Source organism: Chryseobacterium sp. CS2K3, from assembly GCF_059515185.1.
The window spans coordinates 36386-51730 of the sequence record NZ_JCAKRW010000011.1 but is presented as its reverse complement, the minus strand read 5'-3'; the positions used below and the strand labels follow the sequence as shown (position 1 = coordinate 51730).

The following is a 15345-nucleotide window of genomic DNA, read 5'->3' as shown; positions in this document are numbered from 1 at the left end:
CAATGAGCAAGATATACCTTGAAGATGTAAAAATATATGCCTACCACGGAGTTTTACCTGAAGAAAACATTATTGGCACCTATTATATTTTAAATGTAGAGCTTCACACCGATCTGTGGAAAGCCTCAGAATCTGATGATCTGAATGATACCATAAGCTATGCAGACATTAATGATATCATTCATGGAGAAATGAAAATAAAATCCAAACTTCTGGAACATGTAGCCGGAAGAATTATTTCAAAAATCCATGACCGTTTTCCACAAATTGATTATATCAAGCTTAAGATCACCAAGACAGCTCCTCCAATGCAGGGAGAAATGAAAGGGGCAAGTATTGAGCTGGAAAAAGGATTCAAACCGGAAAATTAAAATTATTATTTTCGCTTTATAAAAAAATACAACATTGAGACTCTTAAAAATATTATTTCTAGTAGCATTTATCAACGTTTTTGGTCAATCCAGCGTTGATAATCAGTTGGCAAATTATAATTTTCCAAAGATAAAATCCAGCATTACCATGCCTGTAACAATTCCTTTATCGGAGCTTAGCAATATGATCAATGCTTCCGTAAAGGATCTTGTCTATCAGGATGATTCCTACACGGATAACAATAATGATCAGTTTAAAGTAAAAGTCTGGAAAACAAGACCTATCCGTTTGGTAGGAGGAACAAGTCAGAACCTTCTGATTGAAGTTCCGTTAAAAATATGGGCAGAAAAAGGATTGGGAACATTGGGCGTTTACACCTATCAGAATACAACGTTTGAGACCGTAATGTCATTCAATACAACCGTTACTTTAAAAAACAACTGGACGATTACTACCAGCACCCGACCTAATGGATTTCGATGGGTCACAAAACCTGTATTGGATTACGGAAGAATACAGATTCCTATCACTCCTATTGTTGAAAAAAGCCTTAAAGAGCAACAGGAAAAATTCTGTAAAACCATCGATCAGCAAATGGCTACTCAACTGAATTTCCAGCAATATGCAGTGATGGCATGGAATACTTTTTTGCAGCCTTTCAACATATCTGAAGAATACAATACCTGGTTAAAAATAAGCCCGGTGGGTGTGAATATCACCCCTTTGAAGTTTTATGGAAATCAAATCAATGCAACACTTGGTATTGATATTTATTCTGAGACTTTTACCGGAAATAAACCGGCAGCGTCCCTGCCTGTAGCTTCAGCAGCTAATTTTAGCTTCTCTCCTACTGTTGCAGATAAATTCCTGTTACAAACTACCGCAAATATTCCTTTTACTGAAGCGAGTAATATGGCAAGAAAAACTTTTTTAAATAAAGAGTTTGACATAAGAGATTCAAAGGTAAAAGTAACCGATATCAGAGTATATGGCGTGGATGACAGAATTATAATTGAAGCTCAGACAGATGGTTATATCAAAGGAACTTCTGTCATTTCAGGAATCCCTGTGTATGATGAAGCTAAAAGAAAAATCGTTCTTTCTGATACCAAATTCAAGCTGAAAACAATGAATATTCTTCAAAAAACAGCATCCGTCCTATTTCAGGGAAAAATTATTAAAATGATTGAAGAAGAATATGGAATTCCCACACAGGAACTTGAAGAAACCTCAAGAAAAAGTATTGAAGAAGCTTTCAATAAAGAATATTACAAAGGCTTAAAGATAAGTGGAAAGGTATTTAACCTAAAGCCAAGCAAAATCCTTCTTAACAGTACAGGAATTACTGCTGTTATTAATACTAATGCTACATTAAAACTTCTTGTCAACGGATTTTAAAGCATCAAAAATCAACTCAAAAAAAACTAATAACCAACCCATGAAAAGAATTTTAAATATTGTTGAATACCATAAAGCTTCATTATGGATCAGAAATTATGTACAGAACTCTTTCCAGACTGGTTCGTTTTGATGCACTCTCTTTTCTTGGGATAAACGGATGGCAAGATAGCTGGAGCTATACACGCGTAATTAATCTAAAAAATTATATGACTGAAATTCAAGCAAAAAGAGAAATTGACAGTCTGGGAAAGAAAGAAATTGCATAAAAACTTTGGTTTGTATATAAATTTAGCTATATTTGCACACCTCAAAAATGGTAAAACATGGTACTTTGGCCGAGCGGCTAGGCAGTGGTCTGCAACACCATCTACAGCGGTTCGAATCCGCTAGGTACCTCACAAAACCTCTAAATTTTATTTAGAGGTTTTTTTATGCCTATACTTAAATAAAACCCAACTTCATACGGATCAAGCGCAAAAGTTGTGGGGCTTAGAATATTTAGATCTGTTTAATTTTAAAATTTAACGCAAAGGATTTCTATTATCTGGTGTTGTATTTTAGGAAGCAAAGCTTGAATCAATTGTATTGATTCTAAGCATACGCGTATCTACATCGCTTCATCAGCGACTTTTGTCGCTTTCTTAGCTCCCTTATCAATAATCAATTCCATCATGTCTTTGCGTTTAAATAAAATTTAAGTATAAAGCTTAGAGGAGTAAAAAGATAATTTGTTTTTTCTTCAGATTAACTAAACTTTTTACTTAGTCCACAACTTTTGCACCTGATCCCTTATTACTTACGGAAATCCATAAAACAGATTATTCTTTTTTCAACAAATTTGTGCAAAGCCTACCAAATGAAAAAAGTAAAGCTACAAACCATAAGAAAACAAAAAGGCTATACCCAACAGCAAGTAGCAGATATTATCCCTACCGAGGTATCCAACTACAGCAGAAAAGAAAGTGGATATATTAAAATAACTAAAGCCGAATGGGAAAGGATCGCCATTTTCTTTAATGTTTCTGTAGAAGAAATTTATGAAGACGATTATATAAGCAACAGACACGCTGAAAAATTAAATGAGAATCCTCAGGCATATATTTCTCAGCTTGAAAAGGAAAATATTGCCCTGCATGAAAAAATCGAAATATTAAAAAATATTCTTAACAATTAATCTTATCCTTTCAATATAAAAAGCCTCTCTTTCCGGAGAGAAGCTTGATAAATAATGCAAAAAGTAATAATGGATAGAAAATTATTGATTAAAGATAATACAAAGAAGATTCAGCCTTTTATGAGCAGCATCATATACTCAAAAAAAAATCCTCGGAAATTCCGAGGATAAAAACTAATAACCATGAAAACTCAAATTAAACATGAGTTATGTTTCTATATTGAAAAATCGTGCCAATTTTTACAAATTTTGAAAAAAACAATCATTTTTTTTCAGAATTCATTTTTAGACTATTATATTTTAAAATATAAATTAACATACATTAAAAAAAAATAACCAATATTTAACCAATCTAAATAACAAATAATTACATCATAAAAAAAATACATGAAAATTCAATAATTTTAAAAAAAGTAACATTTAGTTAATTATAGGTTCAAATTAATTTTAATATAATCTCAGCTTTATCATCATTGAGAAATTTACTATTTGGCATAATTTATTCTTCTATTTAAATCAACCATTTAAATTTAAACATCATGTCACAAAAAAAATTTACAAAAAATGATTTTATAAAAAATAATGAGAAACAATACCTGATTGAATTCAAAACAGCTGAAATAGGTGAAGGCATCAATCTTATTGTACAGAAATTAGATGAAAAAGGTGAATATGAAATGGTACAGGCATTAATACGCCGATTGAATGACAGTATTTTTGTTACTTGGGATCATCCCTTCGATGGTCGAATTATTTTTGATGAATAAACCATGAGTTCATCACAAACAAAAAGCCTCCCGAAAGAGGCCTCAAAAAACACAAATGATGAAAAAAAATTTTATATCAGAAATAAAATCAATCTTTTAATTCCTTTCCGAAATTAAATTTATTAACTCTATTAAATTTATGATTACACTCATAAAACATCATATTATTTTTTAATTCACTTATAATATAAGAGAAAAAATCAGATATCCTATCATTAAAAAACACATTTACTATTTAGATTTTAATATATTTACAAAACTAACTCCAAATATTGTGATAAAATTTTCTATACTTATAGCAAACTATAATAATGGAAAGTATTTTAAGGACTGCTATAACTCGCTAATCAATCAGACCAATGAAAACTGGGAAGCCATCATAGTAGATGATGCATCAACCGATGACTCTGTGGAGATTATACAATCCTTAATAAAAGACGATCCTCGCTTCAAAATATACCACAACTCTATCAACCAGGGATGTGGCTTTACCAAGAGAGAGTGTATGAAATATGCGAACGGAGAAATATGCGCCTATCTGGATCCTGATGACGCTATCTATCCTGAAGCCATTGAAAAAATAATTCAGGAATTTACTTACCAGAATGATATCGTTGCATCCTATTCTCAAATGATGCTTTGCAATGATTCACTGGTTCCCGATAAGGTTTTTGCCAGCACCAAGCAGATATACAATGATCGCTATTTCTTCAACTGTCCTATCCAATTTGCTCACTTTTTCGCTTTTAAAAAAGAAATTTATCTCAAAACTTCCGGTATCAATCCAGAATTAAAAAGCGCGGTTGATCAGGATTTATATTTAAAAATTCTTGAGCATGGTGACGTAAAGTATATAAAAGAACCTTTGTATTTTTACAGACTTCACGCAAAAGGAATTTCCCAGCAAAAAGCAAAGCAAAGCGCGAAAGTCTCATTTGCAAAAGTGATTCATGAAACAATGAAAAGAAGAGGAATTAAGATAATAAACAATCAGGTGGTTCCAGAAACATATACTCACCCTCAGGAAATATTTCAGCTGTTAAACTATCAGACAAATAAAATTCATCGTCTGATCAATAAAATAAAAGTAGCTTTAAAAATTTAAACAAAAACTCCTCATTGTGAGGAGTTTTGTCATCATAAGGATAATATGGAATAGAAAATTTCTCTTAGATTATAATTCAAAGTTACCCAATCTATATTCTAGATAATATGAGTAGAATCATAAAGCATTCTCATTAATTGTGTAAAATGCCAAAAACAAAAGGCCCCCATTCAGGAGGCCCAAAAAACACAAATGATGAAAAAAATCTATTTAGAAAAATCCAAACAGAATATTGTCATATTATTCATATTTTTATTTTTGATTATTTTTTTTAACAAAAAATCAAAATATTACAAATAGAATAACTTATTTTAGTTATGATTTGATAAAAAAATCCTCTTTTCGAGGATTGGTAAATTTAGACAAATATTTTTGTTTTCACAAAGTTATTCTTCCCATTCAATCGGAATATAGATTGTAATATATCCGTCTGCATCTAAATTTTCATCAGAAACAGCAGCAACTATCGTTCCATAACCTACCCAGCCACCTTGACCCTGAATTCCTGAAAACTCATAAGTTCCTTCAGGAAGATCTTCTTCAGAAAACTGAGGAAGTGCACGATCATGATATCTGTCGCTAAAATATTCTTCTCCTGTAACAGTGTTTTTAGCAACAAAACCTCCAAGATCAAATCCAGAACCTGAAAGAATTTTTGTTCCGCTTTTAGAAAGAAGTCCATAACGAACAGGGTAAGTTTTTACCACTTTCTTATCTGAAACTTCCGAACGAACTTTTGAACCTTCCACTACATCTGTAGAAGAAAACGAAGTAGTAACAGCCAATAATCCAATAACAGCTGAAACTGTAAAAATTGATTTTCTCATATTAAAGTAATTTTGTACTTCAAAAGTAATCAATCTAAATGAACTCAGTAAAAACTATTGATTAACTAAAAATTACAAATACACTGAATAAAATTTTATGTATTAATAAAAGGGCAGTAATAAATTCAGATAGAAGAATTATTTGAATTTGAAAATATTTTCATGAAATAAATTAATTCCTAACATATTAAAGAACCTCCTTCTTTACAGCAATTTTATCATGTTTTTAAATGAACAGCTTTGTTTTTCCTATGAACTTTAACACTCTTTAACTAAATTTGGCTCCATAATTGAAAATAAAACTAAAACTAAGCCGTTTTGGCTTAAGCTTATTAAAATTTGGATTATGAAAAAGATAGTTTTAGCAGGTTTTTTATCCGTTTTTTTATTAACGGCCTGCAAGAAAGATGACAGAACTGCTGAAAAATCACTGGAACAACAAAAACTTGAATTCCAGTCAAGACAGCTTGATATCGAAAGACAAAAGCTAGCTATTGAGAAAGAGAAACTAGTCTATGAAGCTCAAAAAAAAGCAGACAGTATCTCGGAAAGCAAAAAAGCAAAAGCTACTGCTGAAAATAATTCAAAACCAAGAGTGATCAGAGAAACAAGAACGGTATACAGAGACAGAAGTTCAAATTCCAATTCTAATTCAGGAGGAGGAAGTAATGGAGGATATGCAGACAATGGAGGTGGTTCTTCACAAGGTACAACCCAGAAGAAAGGGATGAGTAAAGCTGCTAAAGGTACAATCATTGGAACTGTAGGAGGTGCCGCTGCCGGTGCTATTATCGCTAAGAAAAACAGAGGACTTGGAGCCGTAATCGGTGGTGTCGTAGGTGGAGCTACAGGATATACAATTGGTAGATCACAAGATAGAAAAGACGGAAGAGTACAACCCCGCAGATAATATTTTTTCACAATAACATATAAAGATTGCTTATTTTTAAGCAATCTTTTTTTATGATACTGCTTCTTTTTTCTTCCATTTTCATCATTTCGGTCTTAGCAGGGCTGGGAAAGATGATGGAAAATATTTTCGGTACTTTATTTCCTGATGTTTCAGGGAAAATTTTGTCAGGAATTATGGGAATAAGCATTCTTTGGACTTTAATTTCTTTTTTTTTTCCATTGAATATTTATGTTGAGATCATCACTGCCTCTTTTGGATTATTCTATTTTTTCAGAGAGAAGCTTTATCTGGAATTTTATAGATGTACACGAAAAGATTTTTTTTTAGGAAGTATTACTTCTATCATTGTATTGTTTGCAGGTTCATTCTATCCTTATATTCTGGATCATTTTGGATATTATGTTCCAACGGTCAAATGGCTTACAGAATATGGATTAATTAAAGGTATTTCCAATCTTGACCTTATTCTGGGACAAATGTCGACCTGGCATATCTTTCAGGCAGGATTTTCAAATTTTTCAGATCCATTTCTAAGAATAAATTCTGTTCTGCTGATCATTTACACTTTATATATTATTGAAAGAAAAAGCTGGATTCAGCTTTGTATTTTACCCATACTCTTATTATTTTCGCAGTCACCAAGCCCCGATCTGCCTGTTCTGATTTTTTCTCTAGTGATTTTAAATGAGATTCTGGCAGGAAATAAAAAAGCGTCCTTACTCTTTGCTTTCTCGGCTTTTGTTTTTTCCATAAAACCTACTATGATCTGGCTGCCTGTTCTGATATTCTTTTATAATATCTTTATCTTGAAATCAGGTAGTAAAAAATTGCTCTTTGGAAGTTCAATTTTAGTGTTGTTTTTTGTTAAAAACATCTGGACCTTTGGTTATCCTTTATTTCCCGTAGCCTTTGGTGATCTTGGTTTTACATGGAAGCCTAATCCCGAGGTATTAAAAATTTCTTCTCAATATGCTATCATGAAAACCTATGATATGCAATATTCTTATGAAGAAATCCAACGATTCTCAACAATAGATTATATTAAAAACTGGTTCTTTTTAAAAGGTATCAAATCAATAATCCATATACTTTTTATCATCAGTTTAATTTCTTTTTGTGTGTTTACATGGATCAGGAAAAGAAAACTGATCACATTAATCTGTATTTCTTTGTTGATAAAAAGTGCGCTCGTCTTAATATTTTCTGCACAATACAGATTTTTTATTGATGTATTCTTTGTAATATTCTTTGTTCTGTTTTACAAGTTTTTTGATAAAAGAAAATCCATCTTACTTTTTTCCGGATTTAGCGTATTATTTATTTCATTACTCTCCTTTCCGGGGCTTATACAACAATATATTCCTAGTTTCAAACTGGGAAACTTCATGACTGGATTTAAACAGAAACAGCTTTATCAGCCATCCGTTTATAAATATGGCAAGTTCGAAAAATTTCAGATCGGAAATCTTCCTTTCAACGTTTCAAAAAGCTATCCTTATAATTTTGATACGCCTCTTCCTGCTATCTCGACAAGCTTTATTTATGATGATATCAATGTCGGAATTTTCCCTCAACTTATCAACAAAAAAGATATTACAAAAGGATTTATCTGGAAAAGAATGACTTATAAAGAGAAAAGAGAGGCAGAGACCGTGATTCATACTATCGAAAACATTGATCAATAGAACATATCCAGAAACTTTATTATCTGAAGAAAAAAAGGTAATTTTGTATCATGTTCAACACATTAGGTAATCTTCTTAGTCTTACAACATTTGGAGAAAGTCACGGAGTGGCTTATGGCGGTATCATTAATAATTTCCCGGCTGGTTTAACGGTAGATCTTGATAAGGTTCAATACGAACTGAACCGAAGAAAACCTGGGCAGTCAGCTATTGTTACACAAAGAAAAGAAAGTGACACAGTAAAGTTTCTTTCCGGAATCTTTGATGGAAAAACGACAGGTACCCCCATCGGTTTTATTATTGAAAACGAAAATCAGAAATCAAAAGATTATGACCATATTGCAGGAGCATATCGTCCTAGTCATGCAGATTTCACATACGATCAGAAATTTGGATTCAGGGACCACCGCGGCGGAGGTAAATCTTCTGCAAGGGAAACGATGAACTGGGTTGTAGCAGGAGCTCTTGCAAAACAGCTTTTGCCGGAAATTGAGATCAATGCATACGTTTCGTCTGTAGGTGATATCTTCTGTGAAAAACCATATCAGGCTCTTGATTTTTCTCAAACGGAAAGCAATGATGTACGTTGTCCGGATGCTGAAACAGCAGAAAAAATGATTGCCAGAATAAAGGAAATCAAAAAAGAAGGAAATACAATTGGAGGAACCATTACCTGCGTCATCAAAAATGTTCCTGTAGGAATTGGTGAACCCATATTTTCAAAGCTTCAGGCAGAATTGGCAAAAGCAATGCTGAATATCAATGCTTGTAAAGGTTTTGAGTATGGAAGCGGATTCTGTGGAGCAAAAATGACAGGTAAGGAACATAATGATGCCTTCAATACAGATTTTACAACAAAATCGAACTTATCAGGAGGAATTCAGGGAGGAATTTCCAATGGAATGGATATTTATTTCCGTGTAGCATTCAAACCCGTAGCTACGATTCTGAGACCTCAGGACAGCATTGATAAAGATGGAAATCCTGTGATTGTAGAAGGGAAAGGACGTCACGATCCGTGTGTGGTACCCAGAGCAGTTCCTGTTGTGGAAAGTCTTGCCGCATTCGTACTGGCAGATTTATTTTTGATCAACAAAACTAGAAACATCAATAATTTTTAACATAAATATTTTTGGTAATGGAAAATTACTGGGATAAAGGAATTTCATTTGAAGAATACCTTCACATTGCAAAAGAAAGATTAGAAAATCCAGCTAACGAACAGGAAGCTGAATATAAACAATATTACGAACTGGGACTTCAGAGAATGGACAGAACTGTTAAAAAGTACGTTCCGGATGAAGATCAGAGAAAACAACTGGAAGCAAAAAACTTTGACGGAAAAATTTTAATTATTTCTGAAGCATGGTGTGGTGATGCCAGCGCAACAGTTCCCGCTCTTTTTAAATTCTTTGAAGGTCATAATGACATCAGAGTTTTTCTGAGAGACAGTGATAAAAGCCTGATCAACCAATTTTTAACCAACGGCACAGAATCTATTCCTAAAGTTCTTATTTTGGATAAGGATTTTAATGTGAAAAATTCCTGGGGACCACGTCCGAAATATGGATATGAGTTATTAATGAAATACAAGGCTGATCCTGAAGGATATCCAAAAGATACTTTCTATAATGACCTACAGATTTATTATGCTAAAAACAGAGGTAAAGATGCCGTTCAGGAAATCTTAGATCTGTTATAAAAAACGGAATATGAAAAAAGGTATCATTTATATTATAATAATTGCCGTGATTGGTATCATTGCCTTCATACCGGGAGTAAGGAATTTTCTGAAAAATCAGTTTTTTCCTATTGCTACCATTGAAAATGCAGTGCACATTAATGAAGAAGATTACGACATAGACCTTAAAGGTATTAATGTTCCGAGCACCAACCTTAAAAACCTTAAAGATAAAGCTGTTTTCCTTAATTTCTGGGGAACCTGGTGCCCACCATGCAGAAAAGAATGGCCAAGCATTCAGAAATTATATGAAACAAGAAAGGAGAATATAAACTTTGTACTCATTGCTATGAATGACAAAGAAGAGGATGTAAGAAAATTTTTAAAGGAAAATAATTATACAGCTCCGGTGTATATTGCTCAGAGCCCTATTTCTGAAAAAATTCTTCCAAAAGTTTTTCCTACTACTTTCCTTTTAGATAAGACAGGGAGAATCCTCATCAAAGAAGATGCTTCAAAAGATTGGGACTCAGAAACTGTGCATCAGTTTATTGACAATATCATCAAATAAATTTTTAACTAAATTTTATAATTTGTTGGTACAGGATTTGTGAAATTTATATCGTTAAAAATTTGTTTAAATCCAAACACAAAATGAAATATTCAAAATTAAATCTTGCAAAAGAAGCCATCAATCATAAGGGCTTTGTCAAAAAGATCCCTGATATTTTCAGAATGGTAAAATTATGGAGAAAAGGAGTTTATCCTATGAAATCCATTGACATTATTCTTCCGCTTTTAGGAATCTTATATGTCATCTCTCCTATTGACCTTCTTCCTGAATTTGCTATCCCGGTACTTGGAGTAATGGATGACCTTGCCGTTTTATCCCTTACTATTCCAAAGCTCATCAAAGAAGTAGATAAGTTTTTACTTTGGGAAGCTGAACAAAAATATAAGGGCACTCAACTTATTGATGCCGAAATTATAAAATAATAGTTTATTATAATTTTAAGACCATTCTGAGTATTTCAGGATGGTTTTTTATTAAGTATGGGGTGATAAATTTTTAAGCCTTATTTCAAATCCTTAAATTTGCAACATCTAATAAAAAATAATGGAAAGTAAAAAAGAATTCTTCTTAGAGTGCTACAAGCTAGGTATCATTAAATTTGGAAGGTTTACTTTAAAAAGTGGTATTGAAAGCCCTTTTTATGTAGACTTAAGACCATTGGCTTCCGATCCTAAAATCTTAAAAAATCTTGCTAATTATTTATTGGAAATGCTTCCATTGGATAATTTTGATTTAATCTGTGGAGTTCCTTACGCTGCTCTTCCTATGGCTACAGCGATGTCACTGGAAAGCTATATTCCATTAATTATTAAAAGAAAAGAAGCAAAAAGCTACGGTACAAAAAAACTGATTGAAGGTATTTACCAGAAAGGACAAAACTGCCTGTTGGTAGAAGACGTGATCACTTCCGGAAAATCTTTGCTGGAAACAATTCCTGAGATAGAACAGGAAGACCTTAAAGTTTCTGATATTGTAGTGGTATTGGACAGAGAGCAAGGTGGAAAACAATTATTGGAAAGCAAGGGATACAGAGTACACACTCTTTTCAATATTTCTGAAGTGTGTGGAATTCTTCAGGAGACTGGGGAATTGTCTGATGAAGAAGTGAAGAGAATTCAGGATTTCTTATTGGGGAATCATATTCAGTTTGAAGAGGAAACCAGAGCATCCTATGAGCAAAAATTGAGTAATGCACAACATTCTGTTTCAAAGAAATTATTGGAAACAGCTTTAGCAAAGAAATCTAACCTTATTGCGTCTGCTGATGTTACCACAACTCAGGAATTACTGGATTTTGCTGAAAAAGTAGGTCCTCATATCATTGCATTAAAGACACATATCGATATTATTTCTGATTTTGAATATGAAAAAACAATCACTCCTTTAAAGGAAATTGCGGCAAAACATCAGTTCTTATTAATGGAGGACAGAAAATTTGCTGATATTGGAAATACTCAGGAGCTGCAATTCACAAGCGGAGTTTTCAAAATTACTGATTGGGCAGATTTCGTAACTTCTCAGGTCATTGGAGGATTTGAATCTCTGGACTGCTTCAAAAATGTAGGAGTGGTAGCAATTGTAGGAATGTCTTCTAAAGGTACATTAACAACGGCTAGCTATCGTGAGGAAGCTTTAAAAGTAGCAGCATCTCACCCTAATGTCATTGGTGGAGTTTCTCAAAATAAAATCCCTGAAGATCTTTTATTATTCACGCCAGGAGTAAATCTTGCAGATTCAGGAGATGGAAAAGGACAGCAATACAATACGCCGGAGCACGTTTTCAAAACTTTACATACAGATTTCATCATCGTAGGAAGAGGAATTTATAAGTCTGAAGATCCTGCTGCAGCCGCAGTTACTTATAAAACTGAAGGTTGGAATGCGTATATTAATTCTTTGGAAAAAAAAGCAATTCAGAATTAAAATTCTAGAAAGTATATACAAAATAAGTTATATTTGAGCTTTATCACGGATATTTGAAAAAGATCAGCCTTTGCCTTATTTTGTTTTGTGGAATTGTTAAGATTTCCGCACAGAATGACAGTATTTATATTGGAGCGAAACTGTCTCCTGACAGAAAAACCTTTGAGGTCAATCAGGAAATTGTTTATTACAATCATTCAGACAAAGACCTGAATACTGTAAAACTTCTGAATTGGGTTTCCGCTTATAACAAACGCGGAACCTCTTTAGTCTACAGAAAACTGGAAGACAGGAATAATGATCTGCATTTTGCAAAAGATCATGAGCTGGGAAAACTTCTTGAGCTGCGCATTAAAAATTCAGAAAATCAGGAAATCCCTGTTAGTTCAATTACAGATGAAAATTTATTTATTCCTCTGAAAAACGCTTTAAAGCCAGGCGAAAGCATTACTCTGCAATTACAGTACAGGATGCAGCTTCCCGATAAAAAGTTTACGGGATATGGTACATCTGCACAGAACATTGCCTTAAAATATTTCTTTATTGTTCCGGATCATTTTGATCCGGACAATATTTCCCAGAGAAATTACCATGATATTGAAGAATCTGTAAGCTTTAATACATTCTGGACTATAAATTTTGATATTCCGGTGAATAGTTTCATCGAGGGTAACTTGCCACAAATCCAGATGAATTCTTTTAAAGGTTATCTTGATTCAGATCCTGAGTTCTCAATTTCTTCCTATACAGCTCCTACCATCAAAGTAAATGTGGAAGGCACAGATACGGAGATTAAATTCGGTTACAATCTTAAACCTGATGAAAAGCAGAACCTTGAGTTTTATTTACCACTTCACTTAAAGTTTTTAAAAGAAAAAATTGGTTCTCTTCCTAAGAGTCTCTTTATTTCAGATAAATTCAGAGCAAAGGAAGATTTTTTCGGGAATAATGATATTACTTTTTGGAAATTCAGATTCCCATTGTTTACAGACGCTGAAAAAACAGATCTTGATTATTTTGGAATCATCACGAAAAAAGTTCTTGATGAAAATATCATTGCCGATAAGCAGAAAGATCACTGGCTTAAAAATGGTTTGAAATCATATCTTGAAATTCAGTATCTGAAAAAATTCTATAAAGACACGAAGCTTCTGGGTACATTGCCTGAAACGAAAATATTCGGAATCAAACCTTTAAAATTTTTCCATGCTTCGAAAGTAAAGCTACTGGATCGATACGGACTTGCCTATCAATATATTATGCTTCAAAACCTTGATCAGAAAATAGATGAAGATTTTGGAGTATTGAGCAACTTCAATGATATGGCGATAAGCAGTTTTGAAACTGGAAGTCTCTTCAATTACTCTGCGGATAAAATGGGTGATCAAACCTTTAATGATCTTATAAAAAGTTATATTTCACAAAATACCGGAAAGAGAATTGACCCCGATGATTTCTTAAAAGATCTGGCTCAAAAAGAGAAAACAACTCATTATCTGTTTCAATTTTTTAAACAGAAAAACAGAGTCAATTTTAAACTGAAACGCATTACAAAGGAAAATGATTCTCTGCAGATTAAAATTGCTAAAAATACTGATGCTCCTATTCCTGTAAAACTTGAAACTGAAACCAGAGAAGGAGAGAAAAAAGCGTATTGGATAGAAACAGAGGAAAATGAAAGAAGCAAAGATTTTTCACTTCCGGCATCAGATAATATTTATAAAGTCACATTAAATAGTGGATATATCTTCCCGGAGTCCAGCTACAGAGATAATTTCCTTTACGCAAAAGGTATATTTTCCAATACAAAAAAACTTAAGCTTAAGCTGATAAAGGATATTCCTAACCCAGAATATAACGAAATTTACATCAGCCCAAGGGTTCGTTTTAACAATACATATGATAAATTTCTACTGGGAGTAAATTTAAAAAATCAATCATTCTTTGATCAGAAATTTCTGTATTCATTTACTCCAACCTATAGTACAGGAACAGGAAAACTAACTGGTTCAGGAGCAGTCTCCTACTCTTTCCTTCCCGCTGAAAGCATTATACGAAGTCTTACGTTTGGAGTTTCAGGATCTTATTTCCATTATGATTATGATCTTGCTTACAGAAAAGCTTCTGCATTTTCAACATTAAGCTTTAGAAAGAATCCACGGAGTACGGTAAGCAGAAGTATCGGATTTTCTTACAATTACTTTGAAAGAGATCTGAGCCCGAAAATGATTGCTAATGATGATTATAAAAAGTATAATCTTTGGGGGCTTGGTTATAGCTACAGCGACAGTCAGATGATTCATGAAAAGAGTTTGAGTCTGAGTACGCAGGGAATGGAAGATTTTAATAAAATTACTGCTGAAGGTTTTTACAGATGGGAATTTGCTCCAAAACAGAAATTGAGCGTCCGTTTATTTGCAGGATATTTTTTAAGGAACGATACCCGAAATAATTTATTTAACTATGGAATTTCAAGAGTTTCCAATTATACATTTTCCTATAATCTTTTAGGAGAAAGTGCTAGCAGCGGACTTCTTTCACAGCAGTTCATCCTTGCAGACGGTGGATTTAAATCTTTTCTTCCGGGAAGCGTGAATCACTGGATTACTTCTGTAAACGTGGATTCCAGCATATGGAAAATATTTCATGTGTATGCGGATGCAGGCGTATATAAAAATAAAGATTTCCCAACAAAATTCATTTGGGATAGTGGGATTAAGGTAAGAATCATTCCTGACTTTCTTGAAGTATACTTTCCCATACAATCTTCATTAGGATTTGAACCTTCATTTAAAGATTATGCAAAACGTATCAGGTATACATTGGTCCTTAATCTCGGTTCCATCATCAATGCAGCCAGAAGAGGATGGTATTAATATAAAAGAACTGCTTATCGCAGTTCTTTCTTTTTTGATATGTATGG

15 protein-coding genes and 1 tRNA gene are annotated in these 15345 nt (G+C 33.1%); 15 read left to right on the top strand and 1 reads right to left on the bottom strand.

Annotated features, from left to right (window positions below; translation table 11 throughout):
- Positions 1 to 2 precede the first annotated feature (2 nt).
- The 7 genes from folB (at position 3) to AC5YGG_RS17440 (ending at position 4819) form a co-directional block, all read left to right on the top strand.
- Complete coding sequence (gene folB, locus AC5YGG_RS17470) at positions 3 to 371, top strand: dihydroneopterin aldolase (RefSeq protein ID WP_496145723.1); 369 nt, start codon at positions 3 to 5, stop codon at positions 369 to 371.
- 34 nt (positions 372 to 405) lie between these two features.
- Positions 406 to 1770 (top strand): DUF4403 family protein, encoded by a 1365-nt coding sequence (locus tag AC5YGG_RS17465; RefSeq protein ID WP_496145722.1) that lies wholly within the window; start codon positions 406 to 408, stop codon positions 1768 to 1770.
- A 62-nt stretch (positions 1771 to 1832) separates the two neighbouring features.
- Entirely contained in the window at positions 1833 to 2039 is a 207-nt protein-coding gene (locus tag AC5YGG_RS17460) for a hypothetical protein (protein WP_496145721.1), read from the top strand.
- A 59-nt stretch (positions 2040 to 2098) separates the two neighbouring features.
- Positions 2099 to 2169: transfer RNA gene (locus AC5YGG_RS17455), tRNA-Cys, on the top strand.
- 460 nt (positions 2170 to 2629) lie between these two features.
- Complete coding sequence (locus AC5YGG_RS17450; RefSeq protein WP_496145720.1) at positions 2630 to 2947, top strand: helix-turn-helix domain-containing protein; 318 nt, start codon at positions 2630 to 2632, stop codon at positions 2945 to 2947.
- Positions 2948 to 3486: 539 nt separating this feature from the next.
- Complete coding sequence (locus AC5YGG_RS17445; protein ID WP_496145719.1) at positions 3487 to 3714, top strand: glutathione synthase; 228 nt, start codon at positions 3487 to 3489, stop codon at positions 3712 to 3714.
- A 274-nt stretch (positions 3715 to 3988) separates the two neighbouring features.
- Complete coding sequence (locus AC5YGG_RS17440; protein ID WP_496145718.1) at positions 3989 to 4819, top strand: glycosyltransferase family 2 protein; 831 nt, start codon at positions 3989 to 3991, stop codon at positions 4817 to 4819.
- Between the two features lie 386 nt (positions 4820 to 5205).
- Here AC5YGG_RS17440 and AC5YGG_RS17435 read toward each other — a convergent pair whose 3' ends face one another.
- Positions 5206 to 5646, bottom strand: coding sequence for a hypothetical protein (locus tag AC5YGG_RS17435; RefSeq protein ID WP_496145717.1), 441 nt, complete (start codon positions 5644 to 5646; stop codon positions 5206 to 5208).
- A 346-nt stretch (positions 5647 to 5992) separates the two neighbouring features.
- Here AC5YGG_RS17435 and AC5YGG_RS17430 point away from each other — a divergent pair, with 346 nt between their 5' ends.
- The 8 genes from AC5YGG_RS17430 (at position 5993) to AC5YGG_RS17395 (ending at position 15298) form a co-directional block, all read left to right on the top strand.
- The gene (locus AC5YGG_RS17430; RefSeq protein WP_496145716.1) at positions 5993 to 6556 is read left to right on the top strand and encodes a glycine zipper domain-containing protein; all 564 of its coding nucleotides are present in this window, start codon (positions 5993 to 5995) and stop codon (positions 6554 to 6556) included.
- A gap of 53 nt (positions 6557 to 6609) precedes the next feature.
- Positions 6610 to 8244 (top strand): LIC_10190 family membrane protein, encoded by a 1635-nt coding sequence (locus AC5YGG_RS17425; RefSeq protein ID WP_496145715.1) that lies wholly within the window; start codon positions 6610 to 6612, stop codon positions 8242 to 8244.
- Positions 8245 to 8294: 50 nt separating this feature from the next.
- Entirely contained in the window at positions 8295 to 9365 is a 1071-nt protein-coding gene (gene aroC / locus AC5YGG_RS17420) for a chorismate synthase (protein ID WP_167022954.1), read from the top strand.
- 17 nt (positions 9366 to 9382) lie between these two features.
- Positions 9383 to 9946 carry a thioredoxin family protein gene (locus tag AC5YGG_RS17415; RefSeq protein ID WP_496145714.1) on the top strand — a complete coding sequence of 188 codons (564 nt, stop codon included), beginning with the start codon at positions 9383 to 9385 and terminating at the stop codon, positions 9944 to 9946.
- Positions 9947 to 9956: 10 nt separating this feature from the next.
- Entirely contained in the window at positions 9957 to 10496 is a 540-nt protein-coding gene (locus tag AC5YGG_RS17410) for a TlpA family protein disulfide reductase (RefSeq protein WP_496145713.1), read from the top strand.
- 83 nt (positions 10497 to 10579) lie between these two features.
- Positions 10580 to 10921: a YkvA family protein gene (locus AC5YGG_RS17405; RefSeq protein WP_496145712.1), complete on the top strand. Its 342-nt coding sequence runs from the start codon at positions 10580 to 10582 to the stop codon at positions 10919 to 10921.
- Between the two features lie 121 nt (positions 10922 to 11042).
- The gene (gene pyrF / locus AC5YGG_RS17400) at positions 11043 to 12422 is read left to right on the top strand and encodes an orotidine-5'-phosphate decarboxylase (RefSeq protein ID WP_496145711.1); all 1380 of its coding nucleotides are present in this window, start codon (positions 11043 to 11045) and stop codon (positions 12420 to 12422) included.
- 53 nt (positions 12423 to 12475) lie between these two features.
- Positions 12476 to 15298 (top strand): gluzincin family metallopeptidase, encoded by a 2823-nt coding sequence (locus tag AC5YGG_RS17395; RefSeq protein WP_496145710.1) that lies wholly within the window; start codon positions 12476 to 12478, stop codon positions 15296 to 15298.
- Positions 15299 to 15345: the final 47 nt, after the last annotated feature.